15 protein-coding genes are annotated in these 18915 nt (G+C 61.0%); 8 read left to right on the top strand and 7 right to left on the bottom strand.

The annotated features are described in order from the left end of the window. Positions 1-50: 50 nt before the first annotated feature. Both ACTJKS_RS25400 and ACTJKS_RS25395 read left to right on the top strand, forming a co-directional pair. On the top strand, positions 51-1343 hold the full coding sequence (locus ACTJKS_RS25400) for an MFS transporter (protein WP_198758983.1): 1293 nt from the start codon (positions 51-53) through the stop codon (positions 1341-1343). A 12-nt stretch (positions 1344-1355) separates the two neighbouring features. Further along, complete coding sequence (locus ACTJKS_RS25395) at positions 1356-2123, top strand: substrate-binding domain-containing protein (RefSeq protein WP_108183032.1); 768 nt, start codon at positions 1356-1358, stop codon at positions 2121-2123. On the opposite strand, the gene ACTJKS_RS25390 is transcribed toward ACTJKS_RS25395, so the two are convergent. Further along, on the bottom strand, positions 2113-3027 hold the full coding sequence (locus tag ACTJKS_RS25390) for a LysR family transcriptional regulator (RefSeq protein WP_440829036.1): 915 nt from the start codon (positions 3025-3027) through the stop codon (positions 2113-2115). The genes ACTJKS_RS25395 and ACTJKS_RS25390 overlap by 11 nt on opposite strands. 239 nt (positions 3028-3266) lie before the next feature. On the opposite strand from ACTJKS_RS25390, the gene ACTJKS_RS25385 reads away from it, so the two are divergent. Beyond that, positions 3267-5075: a monovalent cation:proton antiporter-2 (CPA2) family protein gene (locus ACTJKS_RS25385; protein WP_198760308.1), complete on the top strand. Its 1809-nt coding sequence runs from the start codon at positions 3267-3269 to the stop codon at positions 5073-5075. A gap of 193 nt (positions 5076-5268) precedes the next feature. Here ACTJKS_RS25385 and hcnC read toward each other — a convergent pair whose 3' ends face one another. From hcnC to ACTJKS_RS25365, 4 genes are all read right to left on the bottom strand, one after another. Continuing rightward, positions 5269-6528: a cyanide-forming glycine dehydrogenase subunit HcnC gene (gene hcnC, locus ACTJKS_RS25380; RefSeq protein WP_041073371.1), complete on the bottom strand. Its 1260-nt coding sequence runs from the start codon at positions 6526-6528 to the stop codon at positions 5269-5271. Next, entirely contained in the window at positions 6521-7930 is a 1410-nt protein-coding gene (gene hcnB, locus ACTJKS_RS25375; RefSeq protein WP_108183034.1) for a cyanide-forming glycine dehydrogenase subunit HcnB, read from the bottom strand. Before hcnB ends, hcnC begins: the two co-directional genes overlap by 8 nt. Beyond that, positions 7927-8241: a (2Fe-2S)-binding protein gene (locus tag ACTJKS_RS25370; protein WP_041073555.1), complete on the bottom strand. Its 315-nt coding sequence runs from the start codon at positions 8239-8241 to the stop codon at positions 7927-7929. Before ACTJKS_RS25370 ends, hcnB begins: the two co-directional genes overlap by 4 nt. A 250-nt stretch (positions 8242-8491) precedes the next feature. Beyond that, a complete protein-coding gene (locus ACTJKS_RS25365) occupies positions 8492-9382 on the bottom strand; it encodes a LysR family transcriptional regulator (protein ID WP_262949585.1) in 891 nt (296 codons plus the stop codon). 133 nt (positions 9383-9515) lie between these two features. Here ACTJKS_RS25365 and ACTJKS_RS25360 point away from each other — a divergent pair, with 133 nt between their 5' ends. Together ACTJKS_RS25360 and ACTJKS_RS25355 are read left to right on the top strand one after the other, a co-directional pair. After that, positions 9516-11162, top strand: coding sequence for a GMC family oxidoreductase (locus ACTJKS_RS25360; protein WP_262949587.1), 1647 nt, complete (start codon positions 9516-9518; stop codon positions 11160-11162). Between the two features lie 142 nt (positions 11163-11304). Continuing rightward, positions 11305-12927: an MFS transporter gene (locus ACTJKS_RS25355; RefSeq protein WP_262949589.1), complete on the top strand. Its 1623-nt coding sequence runs from the start codon at positions 11305-11307 to the stop codon at positions 12925-12927. A gap of 148 nt (positions 12928-13075) precedes the next feature. Here the strand turns inward: ACTJKS_RS25355 and ACTJKS_RS25350 are convergent, their stop codons facing one another. Continuing rightward, entirely contained in the window at positions 13076-13444 is a 369-nt protein-coding gene (locus ACTJKS_RS25350) for a DUF427 domain-containing protein (protein WP_108183037.1), read from the bottom strand. A gap of 228 nt (positions 13445-13672) precedes the next feature. Further along, positions 13673-15079, bottom strand: coding sequence for a serralysin family metalloprotease (locus tag ACTJKS_RS25345; protein ID WP_108183038.1), 1407 nt, complete (start codon positions 15077-15079; stop codon positions 13673-13675). 279 nt (positions 15080-15358) lie between these two features. On the opposite strand from ACTJKS_RS25345, the gene ACTJKS_RS25340 reads away from it, so the two are divergent. From ACTJKS_RS25340 to ACTJKS_RS25330, 3 genes are all read left to right on the top strand, one after another. Then, a complete protein-coding gene (locus ACTJKS_RS25340) occupies positions 15359-17290 on the top strand; it encodes a DNA topoisomerase III (RefSeq protein ID WP_108183039.1) in 1932 nt (643 codons plus the stop codon). A gap of 172 nt (positions 17291-17462) precedes the next feature. Beyond that, positions 17463-17966: a GNAT family N-acetyltransferase gene (locus tag ACTJKS_RS25335; protein WP_108183040.1), complete on the top strand. Its 504-nt coding sequence runs from the start codon at positions 17463-17465 to the stop codon at positions 17964-17966. Positions 17967-18477: 511 nt separating this feature from the next. Further along, positions 18478-18807 carry a hypothetical protein gene (locus ACTJKS_RS25330; RefSeq protein ID WP_047293552.1) on the top strand — a complete coding sequence of 110 codons (330 nt, stop codon included), beginning with the start codon at positions 18478-18480 and terminating at the stop codon, positions 18805-18807. Positions 18808-18915: the final 108 nt, after the last annotated feature.

The raw sequence follows: 18915 nt of genomic DNA, 5'->3' as shown, positions 1-18915 counted from the left end.
TGCGCCGCTTCCACGTCGCGCACGTCATAAAAGCGGTGGAGATCTTTTCTATGACAGCCTCAATCCCACACGGCGGCTCGCGGGCCGGCGCCATTTTCCGGGTGACCTCGGGTAACTTCCTCGAACAGTTCGACTTCTTTCTGTTCGGCTTCTACGCCACGCAGATCGCGGCGGTGTTCTTCCCGGCGAGCAGTGAGTTCGCTTCCCTGATGATGACGTTCGCGGTGTTCGGCGCAGGCTTTCTGATGCGTCCGCTGGGGGCGATCGTGCTGGGTGCCTACATCGATGACGTCGGTCGGCGCAAAGGGTTGATCGTCACCCTGTCGATCATGGCCAGCGGCACGATCCTGATTGTGCTGGTGCCCGGATACGAGACCATTGGTCTGTTTGCGCCAGCGCTGGTGTTGGTCGGACGGCTGTTGCAGGGCTTCTCCGCCGGTGCGGAACTGGGCGGTGTTTCGGTGTACTTGTCGGAAATCGCCACACCGGGCCGCAAAGGCTTTTTCACCGCTTGGCAGTCAGCCAGTCAGCAGGTCGCGATCATCGTCGCGGCAGCATTGGGCTATGCGCTGAACGCGTGGATGGCGCCGAGCGTGGTGGCCGATTGGGGCTGGCGGATTCCGTTTTTCGTCGGCTGCCTGATCGTGCCGTTCATCTTCCTGCTGCGCCGTAACCTGGCGGAAACCGAAGAATTCGCCGCACGCAAACACCGCCCGAGCATGAAAGAAGTGTTCCGCACCCTCGGCCAGAACTGGGGCGTGGTGCTCGGCGGCATGCTGATGGTCGCGCTGACCACCACGGCGTTCTACCTGATCACCGTGTACGCGCCGACCTTCGGCAAAACCGTGCTGCACCTGAGCACTTCCGATGCGTTGCTGGTGACCTTGCTGGTGGGCGTGTCGAACTTCTTGTGGCTGCCGATTGGCGGCATGTTGTCCGACCGCATCGGCCGGCGTCCGGTGTTGATTGCGATGTCGCTGCTGGCGCTGGCCAGCACCTACCCGGCGCTGTCGTACCTGGTGCAGGCGCCGAGCTTCAGTCACATGTTGCTGTCGCTGTTGTGGCTGTCGTTCATCTACGGCATGTACAACGGCGCAATGATTCCGGCGCTGACCGAGATCATGCCGGTGGAAGTGCGGGTGGCCGGCTTCTCCCTCGCCTACAGCCTGGCGACCGCGATTTTCGGCGGTTTCACCCCGGCGATGTCGACCTTCCTGATCCAGTACACCGGCGACAAGGCCGCGCCGGGTTACTGGATGAGCGTCGGCGCACTGTGCGCGTTGGGCGCCACGCTGTACCTCTATCGCCGCGCAGGCGGCCGTTTGCAATCGGTTGCCGCCTAAGGAGCAATCACCTTGAAAAAACTGATAAATCTCAGCGCCATCGCCCTCTTCGCGTTCAGCGCCCTGGCCCATGCTGAACAGCTGAACGTGATGACGTCGGGCGGTTTCACCGCCGCCTACAAAATCCTCGGCCCGAAATTCGCGGCGGCCACCGGCAACACCCTCGACACCCAGCTCGGCCCGTCGATGGGCAAGGCGCTGGAGGCGATCCCCAATCGCCTCGCCCGTGGCGAACACGCCGACGTGGTGATCATGGTCGGCTATGCCCTCGATGACTTGATCAAACAAGGCAAGGTCGACCCGGCCTCGCGGGTCGAACTGGCGGATTCGCGGATCGGTCTGGTGGTGCGTGAAGGCGCGCCGAAGCCAGACATCAGCAGCGTCGAAAGCCTGAAGAAAACCCTGCTCGACGCAACATCGGTGGCCTACTCCGACAGTGCCAGCGGCGTGTACATCGAGAAGGAGTTGTTCAACAAACTCGGCGTAGAAGATCAGCTGAAACCTAAGGCGAAAATGATCCCGAAAGTCCCGGTCGGTTCGGTGGTTGCCACCGGCGATTATCAACTGGGCTTCCAGCAGGTCAGCGAATTGCTGCCGGTGCCGGGGGTGAGTTTTGTCGGCAAGATTCCGGAATCGGTGCAGTCGGTGACGCGTTTTGCCGCCGGCATCCCGGTCGGTGCGCAGCATCCGAAAGAGGCCAAGGCCCTGCTCGACTACCTCGCCGCGCCTGCCGCCCAGGCTGACGTGCAAGCCACCGGGCTGGATTCGGTCAAGCGCTGATCGTCGGCGGCTGGACTTTCATTTCCACCACCAGCCGTTCGAGCTCCAGTGCTGCCGGGGTCAACGTGCGACCCCGGCGTTTGATGATGCCGACACTGCGCATCACTTGCGGATCGGTCAGCGGCACCCGGGTCAGGATCGGATGATCCGGCCCGGGCATCGCCATCAGCGGCACCGCCGCCACGCCAAGCCCCGCTTCCACCAGACCAATCATCGTCGTCACATGCCGCGTCTCGCAGATGCTCTGGCGTTGCGGCACCACTCGGCTCAAGGCCTGATCGAGCAGAAACCGGTTGCCGGACGTCTTGTCCAGCGAGATGTAATCCTGCTGATAGAACTCGTCCCAGCTCACGCTGCTGCGCCCGGCCAACGGATGATCACGGCGACAGGCGACAACGTAGCACTCCTGCACAAGCGGTTCGAAATCGACTTTGGCATCCTGGGTGCCGATGAAGCTCAAACCGAAATCCGCCTCGCCATTGACCACCGCACTGAGCACGTCGTGGGCGCTGGAATCGAGGACTTTGACCTTGATGCGGGGGAATTGCCGGTGATAATGGGCGACCACGCGCGGCATGAAGTAGTAGGCTGCCGACGGCACGCAGGCGACGGTGACGTGGCCCATTCGCGTCGAAGCGACTTCGCTGATGCCCAGCAACGCCACGTCCAGATCATCCAGCAAACGCTCGACGCTGGGCATGAAGCCGCGCCCGGCCTGAGTCAGGCTGACTTTGCGCGTGGTGCGTTCGAACAGTTTTACGCCGAGGGCGTCCTCGAGCTTTTCGATGCGTCGGCTCAAGGCCGGTTGTGACAGGCGCACGGTGTCGGCGGCCTTGCGGAAGCTGCCCTGCTCGACGACCGCGCGAAAGGCTTGCAGGTCGTTGAGATCGAAGTTGATGGCCATGGCGGACTCGGAAAGACTGATTCGCGAAGGCTATCAATGTAACCATTTGATGCAAATTATTACAGATTTACACTGGCTCACTGTAGGAGCTGCCGAAGGCTGCGATCTTTTGATCTTCAAAAACAAGATCAAAAGATCGCAGCCTTCGACAGCTCCTGCACGGGATCTTCGGTGGATCTTGAATCGTTTCAGCCTTTATCCTTGTCACCCCCCGCCGTACCGCTGTCAGGAGTCAACCCATGCCCCATGAAGGCAACCTGTTACAAGCCGCTGTCGTGTTTCTGTTCGCCGCAGTGCTCACCGTGCCCTTGGCCAAACGTCTGCAACTGGGCGCGGTGCTCGGTTATCTGTTGGCGGGGGTGATCATTGGCCCGTCGGTACTCGGTCTGATCGGTAATCCGCAAAGCGTCGCGCATATTTCCGAACTGGGCGTGGTGCTGCTGTTGTTCATCATCGGCCTGGAACTGTCTCCACGCCGCTTGTGGGTGATGCGCAAGTCGGTGTTCGGCGTGGGTCTGGCGCAGGTGCTGCTGACAGCGGCGGTGATCGGCGTGCTGGCGTTGTATGTGTTCGGTCAGCCGCTGAACAGTGCAATTGTGCTCGGCCTTGGCCTGGCGCTGTCGTCCACCGCATTCGGCCTGCAGAGCCTGGCCGAGCGCAAGGAACTCACCAGCCCGCACGGGCGGCTGGCGTTTGCGATTCTGCTGTTTCAGGACATCGCCGCGATCCCGTTGATCGCGCTGGTGCCGATGCTCGCCGGCAGCGCGCATGCCACCAGCAACGCAGAAAGCCTGAATCACGGTTTGCAAGTACTCGGCGGGATCGCCGTGGTGGTGGTCGGCGGGCGTTATCTGTTGCGTCCGGTGTTCCGCGTGGTGGCAAAAACCGGTCTGCCGGAGGTGTCCACCGCCACCGCATTGCTGGTGGTGATTGGTACGGCGTGGCTGATGGATCTGGTCGGCGTGTCGATGGCCCTCGGGGCTTTCCTTGCCGGCCTGCTGCTGGCGGACTCCGAATATCGACATGAACTGGAAGCGCAAATCGAGCCGTTCAAGGGCTTGCTGCTTGGGCTGTTTTTCATCAGCGTCGGCATGGGCGCCAACCTGAGTCTGCTGCTGAGTGCGCCGATCACCGTGCTGGGCCTGACGCTGTTGCTGATCGGCTTGAAGTTGCCGCTGCTGTTTGTGGTCGGTCGTCTGGCCGGTGGGCTGACCAAGGTCAGTGCAATTCGCCTGGGCATCGTGCTCGCCGCCGGCGGTGAATTTGCCTTTGTGGTGTTCAAGATCGGGCGCGATCAGGGCCTGTTCGAACCGCGCCTGTATGACCTGCTGGTGCTCACTATCACCCTGTCGATGGCGTTGACGCCGTTGCTGCTGTTGATCTGTGCGCGGCTGGTCAGCCCGAAAGTACAGCCGGTGGAAGTACCGGAGAAATTCCGCGAAATCGATACCGAAGCACCGCGCGTGGTGATCGCCGGCATGGGTCGGATGGGCCAGATCGTGGCGCGGATTCTGCGGGCGCAGAACATCAGGTTCGTCGCCCTCGACACTTCAGTTGAAACCATCGAACTGTCGCGCAGTTTTGGCGGCGTGCCGGTGTTCTACGGCGACCCGATGCGCCCGGAAATCCTCAATGCGGCAAAGGTTGGTGAGGCGGAATACTTCGTGATTGCCACGGACGATCCGGAAACCAACATCAAGACCGCCGAGATCGTGCGCAAGCTGTATCCGCACATGAAGATCATCGCCCGCGCACGTAACCGTCAGCACGTGCACCGCTTGGTGGATGTCGGCGCCGAGCCGATTCGTGAGACCTATTACTCCAGTCTGGAAATGAGCCGCCGCACTCTGGTCGGGCTGGGCTTGACCCAGGCTCAGGCCGATGCGCGGATCAAGCGCTTCAAGCACCACGACGAGCAAGTGCTGGAGGCGCAGCACGCCGTTTACGACGACGCGGCCAAAGTCCTGCAGACCGCTCAGGAAGCCCGCGCGGAACTGGCGCGACTGTTCGAATCGGATCAACTGGAAGAGGAAGCGCGCAAGACCTGACCTCCTTGCACAGATCCAAACGTCAGGCCGACAGCACTGACGCCTTCGCGGGCAAGCCCGCTCCCACAGGTTTTGTGAACGACCGAAAACCCTGTAGGAGCTGCCGCAGGCTGCGATCTTTTGATCTTGATCTTAAAAATCAAAATCAAAATCAAAAGATCGCAGCCTGCGGCAGCTCCTACAGGGGATTGGATCAGGCCAGCTCTAATTCACGTTCTTGCTTGACCGGCGCCACCTCAAACCGATCCGCGAGGAACGGTGTGATATCCAGCGGCAGTGCTTCCTGGTTGACCAGTTTATCCAGCAGCACCCCGGTAATCGCCGAGGTCAGGATGCCGGTGCGGAAGTGTCCGCAGGCATTCAGATACCCTTCCACCCCACGCATCGGCCCGAGGATCGGCAGTTCATCCGGCGAGCCCGGACGCAATCCGGCCCAGGTGCGCTTGAGGTTGACGTCCTTGAGTTCCGGCAGGCAGCGCACCGCGCCCTGCACCAGTCCGGCGATTTCCGGGTAGGTGGTGGTGACGTCGAAGCCTTTGTCTTCGGTGGTGCTGCCGATCAGGATCTCGCCGTTGTCCTTCTGCGCCACATAGCAGTCGCTGGTAGTCAGGCAACCGTTGAGGATCTTCGGCATGCGTTCGGTCAGCAGGATCTGGCCCTTGACCGGCTTCACCGGAATCCGCACACCGGTGGCCCATTCGCTCAAATCCGCCGCCCAGGCGCCGCCGGCGTTGATCAGGGTTTTGCAGTGGAACACGCCCTCTTCGGCCGTCTGCACGCCGGTCACGCGGCTGCCGTGGTGCAACACGCCAGTGACGTTGGTATTGACGAAGATGTCGACGCCGTTCTGCCGCGCACCTTCCATGTAGGCATCGGCGAGACGGAACGGGCTGACCTGGTGGTCGCAGAGAAATTCCAGTGCCCCACGAGCCTCATGGCTGACGCTCGGCTCGGCTTCGCGCAATGCAGCCTGATCGAGCCAGCGCACCTGATCGGCCAGATGCGGAATGCAGCTGACAATGTGCTCGGCGTAGAGCCGGTCTTCGTCGTCATATATGACGAACTTCAGCCCGGTCTTTTCGAACTTGAAATCCATCCCGTGCTTGTCCTTCAGCTCGCGATGCAACGCCGGGTAAAGCGCGTTGGACTGCAGGGCGAAATCGAAGAACGACTCCGGCAGGATATGCGGCGTGCTGGCGTCCACCGCAACGGCCGCGCCCTGGGTTTCGCGTTTGCGGTTGGCCGACATCATCCGGAAGAAAATCACCCCGCAGCCCAGTCCCACCGACTCGCCGATGGCCCACAAGCCGCCGGCCGAAGCGCGGGTTGCGTTGCCCGGGCGTTTGGCGTCGATCAACGCCACTTTGAGGTTCTCGCGCTTGGACAATTGATAGGCGCAGGACGCCCCGATCACGCCGCCGCCGGCAATGATCACGTCATAGAACTTACTCATGGGAAACGGCCTCCGTGCCGCCGGACTGGAACGCGGAAAAAGGAATCGGATCGATCGGGAAACGCGGGCGCAACCAGCCGACGTCCTTGCGCCCGGTTGCCTGGCGCAGGCGATCGCTGCAGTAGCCGACGCACATCCGGCCCTGACAATCGCCCATGCTGACGCGGGTGCGCATCTTCAGGCTGGCGATGTCCTGCACGCCTTGCTCCAGCGCCAGATCAATGTCCGCGCGGGTCGCATGTTCACAGCGGCAGATCACCGTATCGGCAGCCGGCAAAGCGGTCTGGCCGACACCGCGTTCGGTGTAGCGGTCGACAGCCGCACGAAAGCGCACGATGGATTTGAGTTTGCCCAAATAACGGTCGCGGCGTACCCGTGCCAGATCCTCTTCGATAATCCCGCGTTGCAGCAGGATCGAGGTGGCAGCGATTCTGCCGGCGAGCATCGCCGCTTCACCGCCGCGAATGCCGCCCATGTCACCGGCCAGGTGCACATGCGGCTCGTTGCTTTGTTGCCAGCTGTTGGCATTGGCGCGCAGGTAACCGTCGTCGCTGAAACCGTGGTCGAGGCCCATCTGCTGACTGAGCTGGGTGCGCGGGATAAAACCGTAACCGACCGCCAGGGTCTGCGCTTCGAAGCGCTCGATGCGTGTCAGGTCCGGCTCCCAGGTGGCCGAGTACGGTGCCACGCTGACGCTTGTCAGCTCGCCGTCGCCATGAGCTTCGACCACGCCCCAGCCGTAGTTCATCGGGATGCCGTGCAGTTTCAGGTAAGCGAGCATGCTCAAACCATCGAGGAACAACTGCGGCTTGTTCAGCAACGCCAGGCTTTCGCGGGCGATCTTGCCGAAGGCGCAGGCTTCGTACACACCCGCGACCTTGACGCCGGACGCGTGCAGCTGCGTTGCCACCAGCGGCAGCAACGGGCCGGTACCGGCGATGACCACCGGTCCCTGCGGCTTGACCACGCCACTTTTGATTTGCAGTTGCAGGCCGCCGAGCATGATCACGCCCGGCAGGGTCCAGCCGGGAAACGGCACGCTGCGTTCGTGACAACCGGCGGCCAGCAGCAATTGCGGATAATCGATCTCATGCAGTTGCTCATCGCCATCCAGCACCACTAGGGCACGGGTGCCTTCGGCGCCGACCACGCGGTGATTCAGGCGCACGTCAATCAGCCCGGCCTGTTGCTGAAAGTCACCATGCAGTTTGCTCAGGGCTTCGGAATAACGTGGCCCGAGGTAATCCAGTTGCACGCCGTCACGCAACGGCCCGCGATAGACCACCCCACCGAGGCGCGAAGCCTCTTCGAGCAAGGTACAGCGCACGCCATGGCGCGCCAGTTCGATGGCCGCCGCCATCCCCGCCGGACCACCGCCGACGATCACCGGTTGCAGGCTCATACAACCTCCTGCTCGTTGATGCGGTTGACCTGGGTTTCAATCCGCATACCGTCGCGCACCACCGTCTGGCAGGCTCGGCGCTTGTGCCGACCGTTGATTTTCACCAGGCAGCACTGGCACACGCCCATGCCGCAATAGGCGCCGCTGATCTGGTCATGATCGTTACGTGCGACCTGGCGCACACCGAGGGACTGGATAACGCTGAGGACCGTTTCACCGATGGCCGCGCTAACCGGTTGGCCGTTGATGTGGACAGTCATATCCGCCTGGGTCAGGGGCTGGATATCAAAGGTGCGTTCGAGGCAGTGCATTACGATGTTCATCCGTGAAAAGTTTCAGGGGGAGTTCTACGTCAGCTCCTTGCTGCACTCTGCCTGGCGACCCGTTGTGATTGTTGGTGGGGGCTGCCGGGCTACTCCATCAGCGCAGCAAATCGCGCACCGGAGCACTGTAGTCGATACCGCAACAAGGGCCTGGATCTTTTAAGTTAGGTGATATTTCAAGGGGAAATATTGATCCAGATCGGTGAAATCTCGAGCCGGGTGAAAAACCCTTGAGGTGTCAGTGTTTACCGCTGAGCAGCCCCTGCTCCGCCTCGCACAGCCCCACCACATAATCCCAGACCACCCGCAGCCGCACCGATTTGTGCAGCTCGCGCCGGGTGCTGATCCAGTAACTGCGCTCAATACGCTCATCCGGCAGCAACAGGCGCAGATCCGGATCCGACGCCGCCATATAGCAGGGCAACACAGCAATTCCCAGGCCCGAGCGCGCCGCCTCCTGCTGGGCGATCACGCTGGTGCTGTGGAATACAACGCGCGGGCTGCGACAGAAACTGTTGAGGAACATCAGTTCCTGGCTGAACAGCAGATCATCCACATAGCCGATCCACGCATGCCGGGCGAGGTCTTCGCGACTCTGTAGCGGCGGTGCCTTGTCGAGGTAGGCCTGACTGGCGTAGAGCGCTAACCGATAGTCCGTGAGCTTGCGCGTGACCAGCATGTCGGCGGCCGGGCGTTCGAGGTGGATGCTGATTTCCGCCTCGCGGTTGAGGATGCTGACGAACCGCGGCACGGCCACCAACTCCACTTCCAGGCCGGGATAGCGTTCGAACAGGCCGATCATTCGACTGGCGAGAAATTTGATACCCAGCCCTTCCGTGACGCCGACGCGGATCTTGCCCAGCGGCGCGGTGGATTGGGTGATCTCTTCCTGGGCCAATAGCGCGACGTTTTCCATGGCCTCGGCGTGCTTGAGCAGCGCCTCCCCCGCCGGGGTCATTTCGTAGCCTTGGGCATGCTGGACGAACAGTGCGGTGCCGAGGCTCCTTTCGATGGCCTCGATGTGCCTGGCGACGGTGGCGTGAGTGGTGTTCAGGCGTCGGGCGGCCGTGAGCAGGCGACCGCTGCGTTGCAACTCCAGAAAAAACCGCAGGTCGTTCCAGTCGAACATGGGGTGTCCTTGTCAGCCAGGGTCAAGCCAGGCTGTTCGAAAACGCACAGCGGCTGGGTAAAAACTAACATTCTTTTAACGAAAGCTAACAACTAGAGTGTCGGACAATAAAAAAAAAAAGCGAGGTCAGGGAATGCAGACTTCCCTTGATGAATACGACTACATCGTGGTCGGTGCCGGACCTGCCGGCTGCCTGCTGGCCAATCGATTGTCGGCAGACAAGCAGCAGCGGGTGTTGCTGCTCGAAGCCGGCGGACGCGACAACTACGCGTGGATTCACATCCCGGTCGGCTATCTGTTCTGCATTGGCAACCCACGCACCGACTGGTGCTTCAAGACCGAAGCCCAACCCGGCCTGCAGGGACGCAGCCTGAGTTACCCGCGCGGCAAAGTGCTCGGTGGCTGCTCCTCCATCAACGGCATGATCTACATGCGCGGCCAGGCCGGCGACTATGACGGCTGGGCGGCCGAGGGTAATCCGGGCTGGGCCTGGAACGACGTGCTGCCACTGTTCAAACAGAGCGAAAACCACTTTGCCGGCGCCGCTGAATTTCACGGCGCCATGGGTGAATGGCGGGTTGAGCAACAGCGGTTGTCATGGCCGATTCTCGACGCGTTTCGCAGCGCCGCCGAACAGAGCGGCATCGCCAGCATCGACGACTTCAACCAGGGCGACAACGAGGGTTGCGGCTACTTCCAGGTCAACCAGAAGGCCGGGGTGCGCTGGAACGCGGCGAAGGCATTTCTCAAACCGATTCGCGAGCGGGCCAATCTGACGGTGCTGACCGGGGTTGAAGTGGATCGGGTGCTGCTGGAAAACGGCCGTGCTTGCAAAGTCAGCGCGCGTCACGAAGGCCAGGTGAAAAGCTTCAAGGCGCGCAAGGAAATCATCCTCTGCGCCGGTGCCGTCGGTTCCCCGAGCATTCTGCAGCGCTCCGGAATCGGCCCGCGGCCGTTGCTGGAACGCCTCGGCATCGGCGTGATTCATGAGCTGCCGGGGGTTGGCGGCAACCTGCAGGATCACCTGCAATTGCGCCTGATCTACAAACTGCAAAACGCCCGCACGTTGAATCAGATCGCCGGCAGCCTGTGGGGCAAGATGGGCATGGGCCTGCGTTACCTGTATGACCGCAGCGGGCCGCTGTCGATGGCGCCGAGTCAGTTGGGCGCATTTGCCCGCTCCGGGCCGGAGCAGACTTCCGCGAACCTTGAATACCACGTGCAACCGCTGTCGCTGGAGCGCTTTGGCGAGCCGCTGCACGGTTTCCCGGCGTTCACCGCGTCGGTCTGTGATCTGCGTCCGCAGAGCCGTGGGCGGATCGACATCCGTTCGACGAATCCTCAGGACGCGCCGCTGATTCAACCGAACTACCTCAGCCATCCGGAAGATTTGCGCGTGGCCGCCGATGCGATCCGCCTCACCCGCCGCATCGTCAGCGCCCCGGCCCTGCAAGCGTTCAAACCGGTGGAGTATCTGCCCGGCGACAGCCTGCAAAGCGAGGCGCAACTGCACGAAGCGGCGGCGCGAATCGGCACGACGATTTTCCACCCGGTCGGCACCTGCCGCATGGGCAATGACGCTGATGCGGTGGTCGATGCACAACTGCGCGTGCATGGCGTGCCCGGCCTGCGCATCGCCGACGCCTCGATCATGCCGCGCATCACCTCGGGCAATACCTGTTCGCCTACGCTGATGATTGCCGAGAAGGCGGCGCAGATGATCCTCAACCCACCGATCAGGACCTGCACACCCACTCCCGAACTGGCCCACACCCTGTAGGAGCTGCCGCAGGCTGCGATCTTTTGCCTTTGGCTTTTACAAGATCAAAAGNGGCAGCTCCTACAGGGGGCCGTGTAATTCGTTCAAGGCAGCGCGCAACACCAGTGGAACAACAAAAACAATCACTGTGAGGGATACCGATATGTCAGAACACGCTCAGCCGCTGGATGCCGCGAGCGGCGCCAGCACCAGCAATGCCACACAGAAAGTCATCTTCGCCTCGTCGCTGGGGACGGTGTTCGAGTGGTATGACTTCTTCCTCTACGGCGCCCTGGCGGCGGTGATCAGCAAACAGTTCTTCGCCGGCGTCAACGACACCACCGCGTTCATCTTCGCGCTGATGGCCTTCGCCGCCGGGTTTATCGTGCGGCCGTTCGGGGCGCTAGTGTTCGGTCGGTTGGGGGACATGATCGGGCGCAAATACACCTTCCTCGCGACCATCGTCCTGATGGGCATCGCCACGTTCTGCGTCGGCCTGCTGCCGAACTACGCCAGCATCGGCATCGCCGCGCCGATCATTCTGGTGGTGCTGCGCATGCTCCAGGGCCTGGCGCTGGGCGGTGAATACGGCGGCGCCGCGACTTACGTGGCGGAACACGCGCCCATCGGCAAGCGCGGTTTCCACACCAGCTGGATTCAGTCCACCGCGACCCTCGGCCTGCTGCTGTCGCTGCTGGTGGTGCTTGGTTGCCGGTACTTCACCGGTGACCAGTTTGAAGTCTGGGGCTGGCGCATTCCGTTTCTGCTGTCGATCGTGCTGCTGGGCATTTCCACCTGGATCCGCCTGAGCCTGCACGAGTCGCCGGCCTACCTGAAAATGAAAGAGGAAGGCAAAGCGTCGAAGGCGCCGATCCGCGAATCCTTCGGCCAATGGGAGAACCTCAAGGTCGTGCTGATCGCGCTGTTCAGCATCAACGCCGGGCAAGCGGTGACCTTTTACGCCGCGCAGTTCTATGTGCTGTTTTTCCTCACCCAGTTTCTGAAAATGGATCCGGCCGTTGCCAACAGCCTGCTGATCATCAGCGTGGTGATCGGTGCGCCGTTCTTCATCATTTTCGGCTGGCTGTCGGACAAGGTCGGACGCAAACCGGTGTTGATGCTCGGTTTGCTGCTGGCGACGGCGCTGTACTTTCCGATTTTCAAATCCCTCGCCCACTACGCCAATCCGGCAATCGATCAGGCCAGCCGTCAGGCGCCGATCACTGTACTGGCGGACCCAGCAACCTGCACCTTTCAGTTCGACCCGGTGGGCAAGGCCAAATTCGACAGCCCGTGCGACAAGGTCAAGACCTTCCTGGTCAAGCAAGGCCTGCCCTATACCAGCGCCGCAGCGCCGGCCGGCAGCGGCGTGCAGGTGAGCATCGGCGACGTGAGGATCGACGGCTATGACGAATCGGCCCTGCGCGGCGCCGTCACCCTCGCCGGTTACCCGCAACAGGCCGACCTGCAGCAGATCAACAAACCGATGATCGTGGCACTGATTGTCGCGCTGATCATCATCTCGGCCATGTGCTACGGCCCGCTGGCCGCGCTGATGGTCGAGCTGTTCCCGACGCGCATCCGCTACACCTCGATGTCCCTGCCGTATCACATCGGCAACGGCTGGTTCGGCGGTTTCCTGCCGACCGTGTCGTTCGCGCTGGTGGTGTACACCGGGGATATTTTCTATGGGCTGTGGTACCCGGTGCTGATTACCGGGGTGAGCCTGGTGGTGGGGATGATTTGTCTGCGTGAGACGAAGAATATCGATCTCGATAAGAACTGAATCTGAAACATGATCCTTTGGTAAAAAACCTGTGGCGAGGGGATTTATCCCCGATGGGGTGCGTAGCGCCCCCCGTGAAAAATGGGACTACTGCGTAGTCCATCGGGGATAAATCCCCTCGCCACAATTGAATCTCTTCTTCCAGGAACTAAGCATCCGCCGTGATCACCTCGAACTTCACCTGATCCGGATAAAACGCCACATAGTCCTTGATCTGCTCGACCGAGATTTTCGGTTTCTCATACGTCCACACCGCATTCGCCGCCTCATGCCCCGGTATTTGCAAGCTGAAGTAATTGGCGTCGCCCTTGTACGGGCAATAACTGGTGTGGTCGGTGCGGGCGAAGTATTTTTCGTCGATGTCCTCGCGGGGCACGTAGTACACCGGCGGGTAATTGGCCTCATGAAGAACCAGCACATGCGAGGACGCTGCGACCTGGATGCCGTGGAATTTCACCAGCAGGCAACCGGGAAGTTCTTCGAGGGTGATGACGGGGTTGAGGCCGGTGGTGCTCATGGGGGTTTCTCCAGGGACAAATGAACTGTGGCGAGGGAGCTTGTCGAATCGTCGCACCGTCCCGCTGGGCTGCGTAGCAGCCCTGAATCCAGGAATCGCGTGTGTCAGGTATAACGCGATTTCCGAGTTTGCGACGGCTTCGCCGCCGAGCGGGACGGTGCGACGATTCGACAAGCTCCCTTGCCACAGGACGATAGTTGCCCTGAATCGGTGTCAGTCAGGATCAGCTCAAACCACGATATCAGTCGCCAGCGCCTGCCCCACCACACCGACGGCAAAGTCCACCTCACCCTGCCCCGTCAGATCGATCAGCAGCCCGGTCTGACCACTCTGTGCGTAATAAGTCAGGATTGCATCGCCCGCATGGCCGGTGAAACCGCTGACGAAGTTCAGCGTGGCCGCGCCCGTGGCGAAACCGGCGATGCCCGAGAGGTCGATCTTGTCCACGCCGCTTTTGAAATCCATGATCCAGTCCGGCTGGTTGTTGGTCGAGTCACTGGCCGCACCGAACACGAAGGTGTCCGCACCCTCGCCGCCCCACAGCACATCCGCGCCGCCACCGCCGTAAAGGATGTCGTTGCCGGCTCCGCCGAACAGATGGTTGACGGCCGAGTTACCGATCAGCAGGTCATTGCCGGAACCGCCAACGGCGTTTTCCACGGTCACGCCATAGGCGATCGACACGTTACCGACCAGCCCGCCGACATCGGAGAACGAGCCTTCTTTGAGATTGATTTTCTGGTTCTGGGTGAAGCCGGAGAAGTTCAGCGTGTCATCGCCGCCACCGTCCCACACCGAGAACACCAGCTTCGACGACGCCGAGGTGGCGCTGTAGTAATCGCGCCCGGTATTGGAGCCGAAACCGTAGGTGGTGTTATCGGCGCGAGTCTCATAGTTGGCGCCGTAGAGTTTTTGCACGGCGACGATATCGTCCAGCAGCGGTGCCGAAGCGTAGGCGCCGCTGCCGTCCTTGCTGAAGTTCTGGTCGGTGTTGGCTTCGCTCCAGTAGCTCATCAGGCTGTAGCCACGGGTGTCTTCGGCGTATTTGGCGTCGTTGTAGGTCGGGTTTCCGTTGCCGGCGTTATAGGCGCCCGGGTGCGACAGGCCGAGGGTATGGCCGATTTCGTGGGTCAGGGTCTGACGCCCGTAGTTGTTGGTGTCCGGGGTCTTGTTGACCTGATACTGGTTGTTGATCAGGTACCACGACTGGCCATCGTAGCTGCCACCGCTCGGCAGGTAAGCAAACGCCGCGCCGCCAGTGCTGACGTCGTAGTTGCCGAAGGTCATGTGGCCGTCGCCGCCTTTACCCTCGGTGAAGGTCACCTTGGCCACGTCGGCCCAGGATTGCATCGACAGCACGGCCTGAGCCTTTTGTTGAGCGCTGAACTGGCTGAAATTGCCGAGGTTGGGGTTGTAGTTCGCCGGTTTCTCGGTCAGGAAGGTGTAGGTCAGGGAGATTTTGCCGTCGCCGTTCTTGTCGTGCCACGACAGGTTTTTGCGCAGGATTTCGTCGGCCGCCTGGTCGGCAGTGAACGACGGTTTGCCGTTCACCAGGTCGACGCCACGGTCGTACAGGTGGCTGAAGGCGTTCACTTCGTCATAGGCGCTGCTGGTTTTCGCTTTGGCTTGAGCCATGGTGGGACTTCCTTGTTTCAGAGTAGTCAGTGCGTTCGGACGTTGGCGATCATCTGGCGGGATCGTCCGGTCTCTCGCGTTTCTTGAAGGCCCGACGAACCTGACATGCCCGGCAAGCGCGGCACCATTCGATTTCTCGATAGTGGTGCGCGACGTCCCGGTAATACCGGTCATTCCCGGCAACGTTTTGATCTGTATATCCATACAGATAAAAGTTGCCCCCGACGCCAACTGCGGCCATCCTGTGCACCTCCAGTGAACTGATCGACGACGGTGGTTATGCGGCTGTACCTCTGTGAAAAACCTTCCCAGGCCAAAGACATTGCGGCCGTGCTCGGCGCCAGGCGTCGGGGCGACGGCTGCTGGCTGGGAACGGACGTCACAGTGACCTGGTGCATCGGCCATTTGCTGGAAACCGCACCGCCGGATGCCTACGACGCGCGCTACAAACGCTGGGTACTGGCGGATCTGCCGATCATCCCGGACAAGTGGAAAATGACCGTCAAGCCGCGCACTGCCAGCCAGTACAAGGCGGTCAAGCGCCTGCTCAGCGAGGCCAGCGAACTGATCATCGCCACCGACGCCGACCGTGAGGGCGAGATGATTGCCCGGGAACTGGTCGAGCACTGCCGCTATCGCGGGCCGATCCGGCGCTTGTGGCTGTCGGCGCTGGATGAAGCGTCGATTCGCAAGGCCCTGGCCGCGCTGAAGCCGGGAGCGGAAACCTTCAGCCTGTATCACTCGGCGCTGGGGCGCTCGCGGGCGGACTGGCTGATCGGCATGAACATGAGCCGCCTGTTCACCTTATTGGGCCGGCAGTCCGGCTATCAGGGCGTGCTGCCCGTCGGCCGGGTGCAGACGCCGACACTGCGGCTGGTGGTGGATCGCGACCGCAGCATCGCCGATTTCGTCCCGGTGCCGTATTGGGCGATCGATGTGCAACTGCTGCACGACGGCACGCGGTTCACTGCGCAATGGCGTGCGCCCAGCGACGTTTGCGACGATCAGGATCGCTGTCTGAATCAGGCACTGGCGCAACAAGCGGCGGCGGCAATCAGCAATGCCGCCACTGCGCGGGTGATGAAGCTGCGCACCGAACGCATGCGTGAAGTGGCACCGCTGCCCTTCGATCTGGGCACCCTGCAGGAAGTCTGCTCGAAGAAACTCGGTCTCGGCGCCCAGGAAACCCTCGACATCGCCCAGGCCCTCTACGAAACCTACAAGGTCATCACCTACCCGCGCAGCGATTGCGGCTTTCTGCCGCTGAGCCAGCACAGCGAAGCACCGGGGATACTTGCGGCACTGCGTCAGGCCGACCCGAGCCTTGACGCGCTGAACGGTCACCTCGACCCGCAGCGCCGCTCCCGAGCGTGGAACGACGCCAAGGTCAGCGCCCACCACGGCATCATCCCCACGGCTGCGGCGAAAAATCTCGAACGCCTGAGCGGCAAACACCGGGCGGTCTATACCCTGATTCGCGCGCGTTATCTGGCGCAATTCCTGCCCAACCATGAATACGATCGCACTCAGGCCGATTTCGATTGCGCCAGTGAAGCATTGCGCGCGGTCGGCAAGCAGATCATCGAACCGGGCTGGAAACGTGCCCTGCCTGAAGCCCTCGCCCCGGCCAAGGGCCGTGAAGCGCCAGCGCCGCAAACGCTTCCGGCGCTAAGCCAGGGTATCGATTGCGCCGTGGCCGGCGTGAACCTCAAGGATCTGTGGACCCAGCCGCCCAAGCCCTACACCGAGGGCGATCTGATCAAGGCGATGAAGAACGTCGCCAGACTGGTGGAAGATCCGCTGCTCAAACAGAAACTCAAGGACACCACCGGCATCGGTACCGAAGCGACCCGCGCTTCGATCATTCAGGGTCTGCTGGATCGAGGTTATCTGGTGAAGAACGGCAAGGCGCTGGCCGCGACCCCGGCGGCCTTCAGCCTTATCGACGCCGTGCCCCGGGCGATTGCCGATCCCGGCACCACCGCCATCTGGGAACAGGCGCTGGACATGGTGCAGAGCGGCGAGATGAGTCTGGAAGAGTTCGTCACCAAACAGGCGGCGTGGATGAGCAAGCAGGTCACCCGCTGTTCTGCGCTGAGCCTGACCATCAGCGGCCCGCCACCGGCCGGCAAGGCTGCCGCGCCGTGGAAGAAAAAGCGTAAATCGACGCGCAGTAAAACTTCTGGCACCACACAACGCAAAACAAAATAGGCTTTTGTGGCGAGGGAGCTTGCTCCCGCTCGGCTGCGCAGCAGTCGCAATCCTGCAACTATGGTCTATCTGAAACATCGCGATTGCAGGTTTTAGGGCCGCTTCGCGCCCCAGCGGGAGCAAGCTCCCTCGCCACAGGGTTCTTAAGTCTCCCTTTTGGAGTTTATTGAACATGCCCACCATCGAACTGCACCCCGCCCACCGCGACGAACTGCAAACCATCGAAAACCTCATGCAGTTCTACATGTACGACTTCAGCCAATGGCTACCACTGAAACTCGGCGGACATGGCTTCTTCAGTATTCAGCAGAAAGACGACTATTGGCGCAATCCCGCTACCCAACCGTTCCTGATCCGCGTCGGCGGTGAACTGGCCGGCTTCGTGACCGTGGATAACGACACCCACATCGACGGCGCCGAATACAACATCAGCTACCTCTTCCTCACTCGACGCTTCCGTGGCCGAGGCGTCGCGCAGTTTGTCGTCTCTGCCCTCTTGAGCCGTTTGCCCGGTCAGTGGCAGATTTTCCATATCGACGCCAACCTGCCTGCACGGCACTTCTGGGCCAGGTTGATCCCCAAATTGAGCGGTGGTGAGTTCGTCCGCCAGCAGCGTTCGGTCGACGGTTATCCCTGTACCTTCTATGTCTTTCACAGCCCCGCGTCCGTTGCCTGAACGGAACTTTTCTCATTCCAAAACAGCTTTGTCCGACAATATGTAGTGATCAAAAATAATCACTACAAAACCGTTGACGGCGTCGTTTTGCTTTTGCATGATGAAGACGTTCCCCGATCGGGAACATCGGTAACACGCTTGAGCAAACTCGTCTGACCGCCGAGTTGTTTTTTCCGGATACACGCTGCCCACAAGGCAGATTGAAGAAGCTGACCTGGCCTGAACGTCCAGTACAAGGACGAGAAGCGCTGGCGAAAATTCTCAAGACGCTTGTGGTCGACCCTGAAAACGTCGTCAAGGAGCCTCCCGGTTTTCGCTGCTTCTCCTCGTTGTGACGCTATTGCGTAGCAGTTATTCAACACGACTACATGCAACAGACGCATGACCCCGTACTTCTCACGGGCGACCGCTGACGTCCTGGTTTCGGTGCCAGGGATCAACTAACCGATGGGCTACCTGTATTAGCGAATCAACTTTGAAAGATCACCAGACTGGTCAAGGGGCAAACATCATGAATCTGAACAATCAACCTACTATCGAAGAACTGGCTCGTATGTTCGCGGCGCAAAAAGACAGCCACGACAGCCACATTCTCTGGATCAGCAAGTCGGGTCAGGTGCATATCGACTGCCTGTCGCCCCACGCTGGTGAAGAAGAATTCGACCGCAACAACCAGAACCTGCTGGCCCGCCTGAAGATGTACCGCCGTGGCCATGGTTATGTCGGCAAGAAAGCTGCGGCCGATAAAGACTTCATCGGCAATGTGCTGCAGACGCTGAAACAGGCGTGGGATTCGATGCAGAACAAGAATGAAGTTCGGGTGATTGACCGGTTTTGCTGAGTTATAACTTCAATAAATAAAAAGGGCCTGCTTCCAAAAGAAGCAGGCCCTTTTTATTGCTCCCTGAAACTGCCCTGTAGGAGCTGCCGAAGGCTGCGATCTTTTGAT

It is taken from the genome of Pseudomonas sp. 22189 (genome assembly GCF_052045635.1).
GTDB lineage: Bacteria > Pseudomonadota > Gammaproteobacteria > Pseudomonadales > Pseudomonadaceae > Aquipseudomonas > Aquipseudomonas parakoreensis.
The sequence above is the reverse complement of the archived record's forward strand: the minus strand, read 5'-3'. Positions and strand labels throughout refer to the sequence as shown.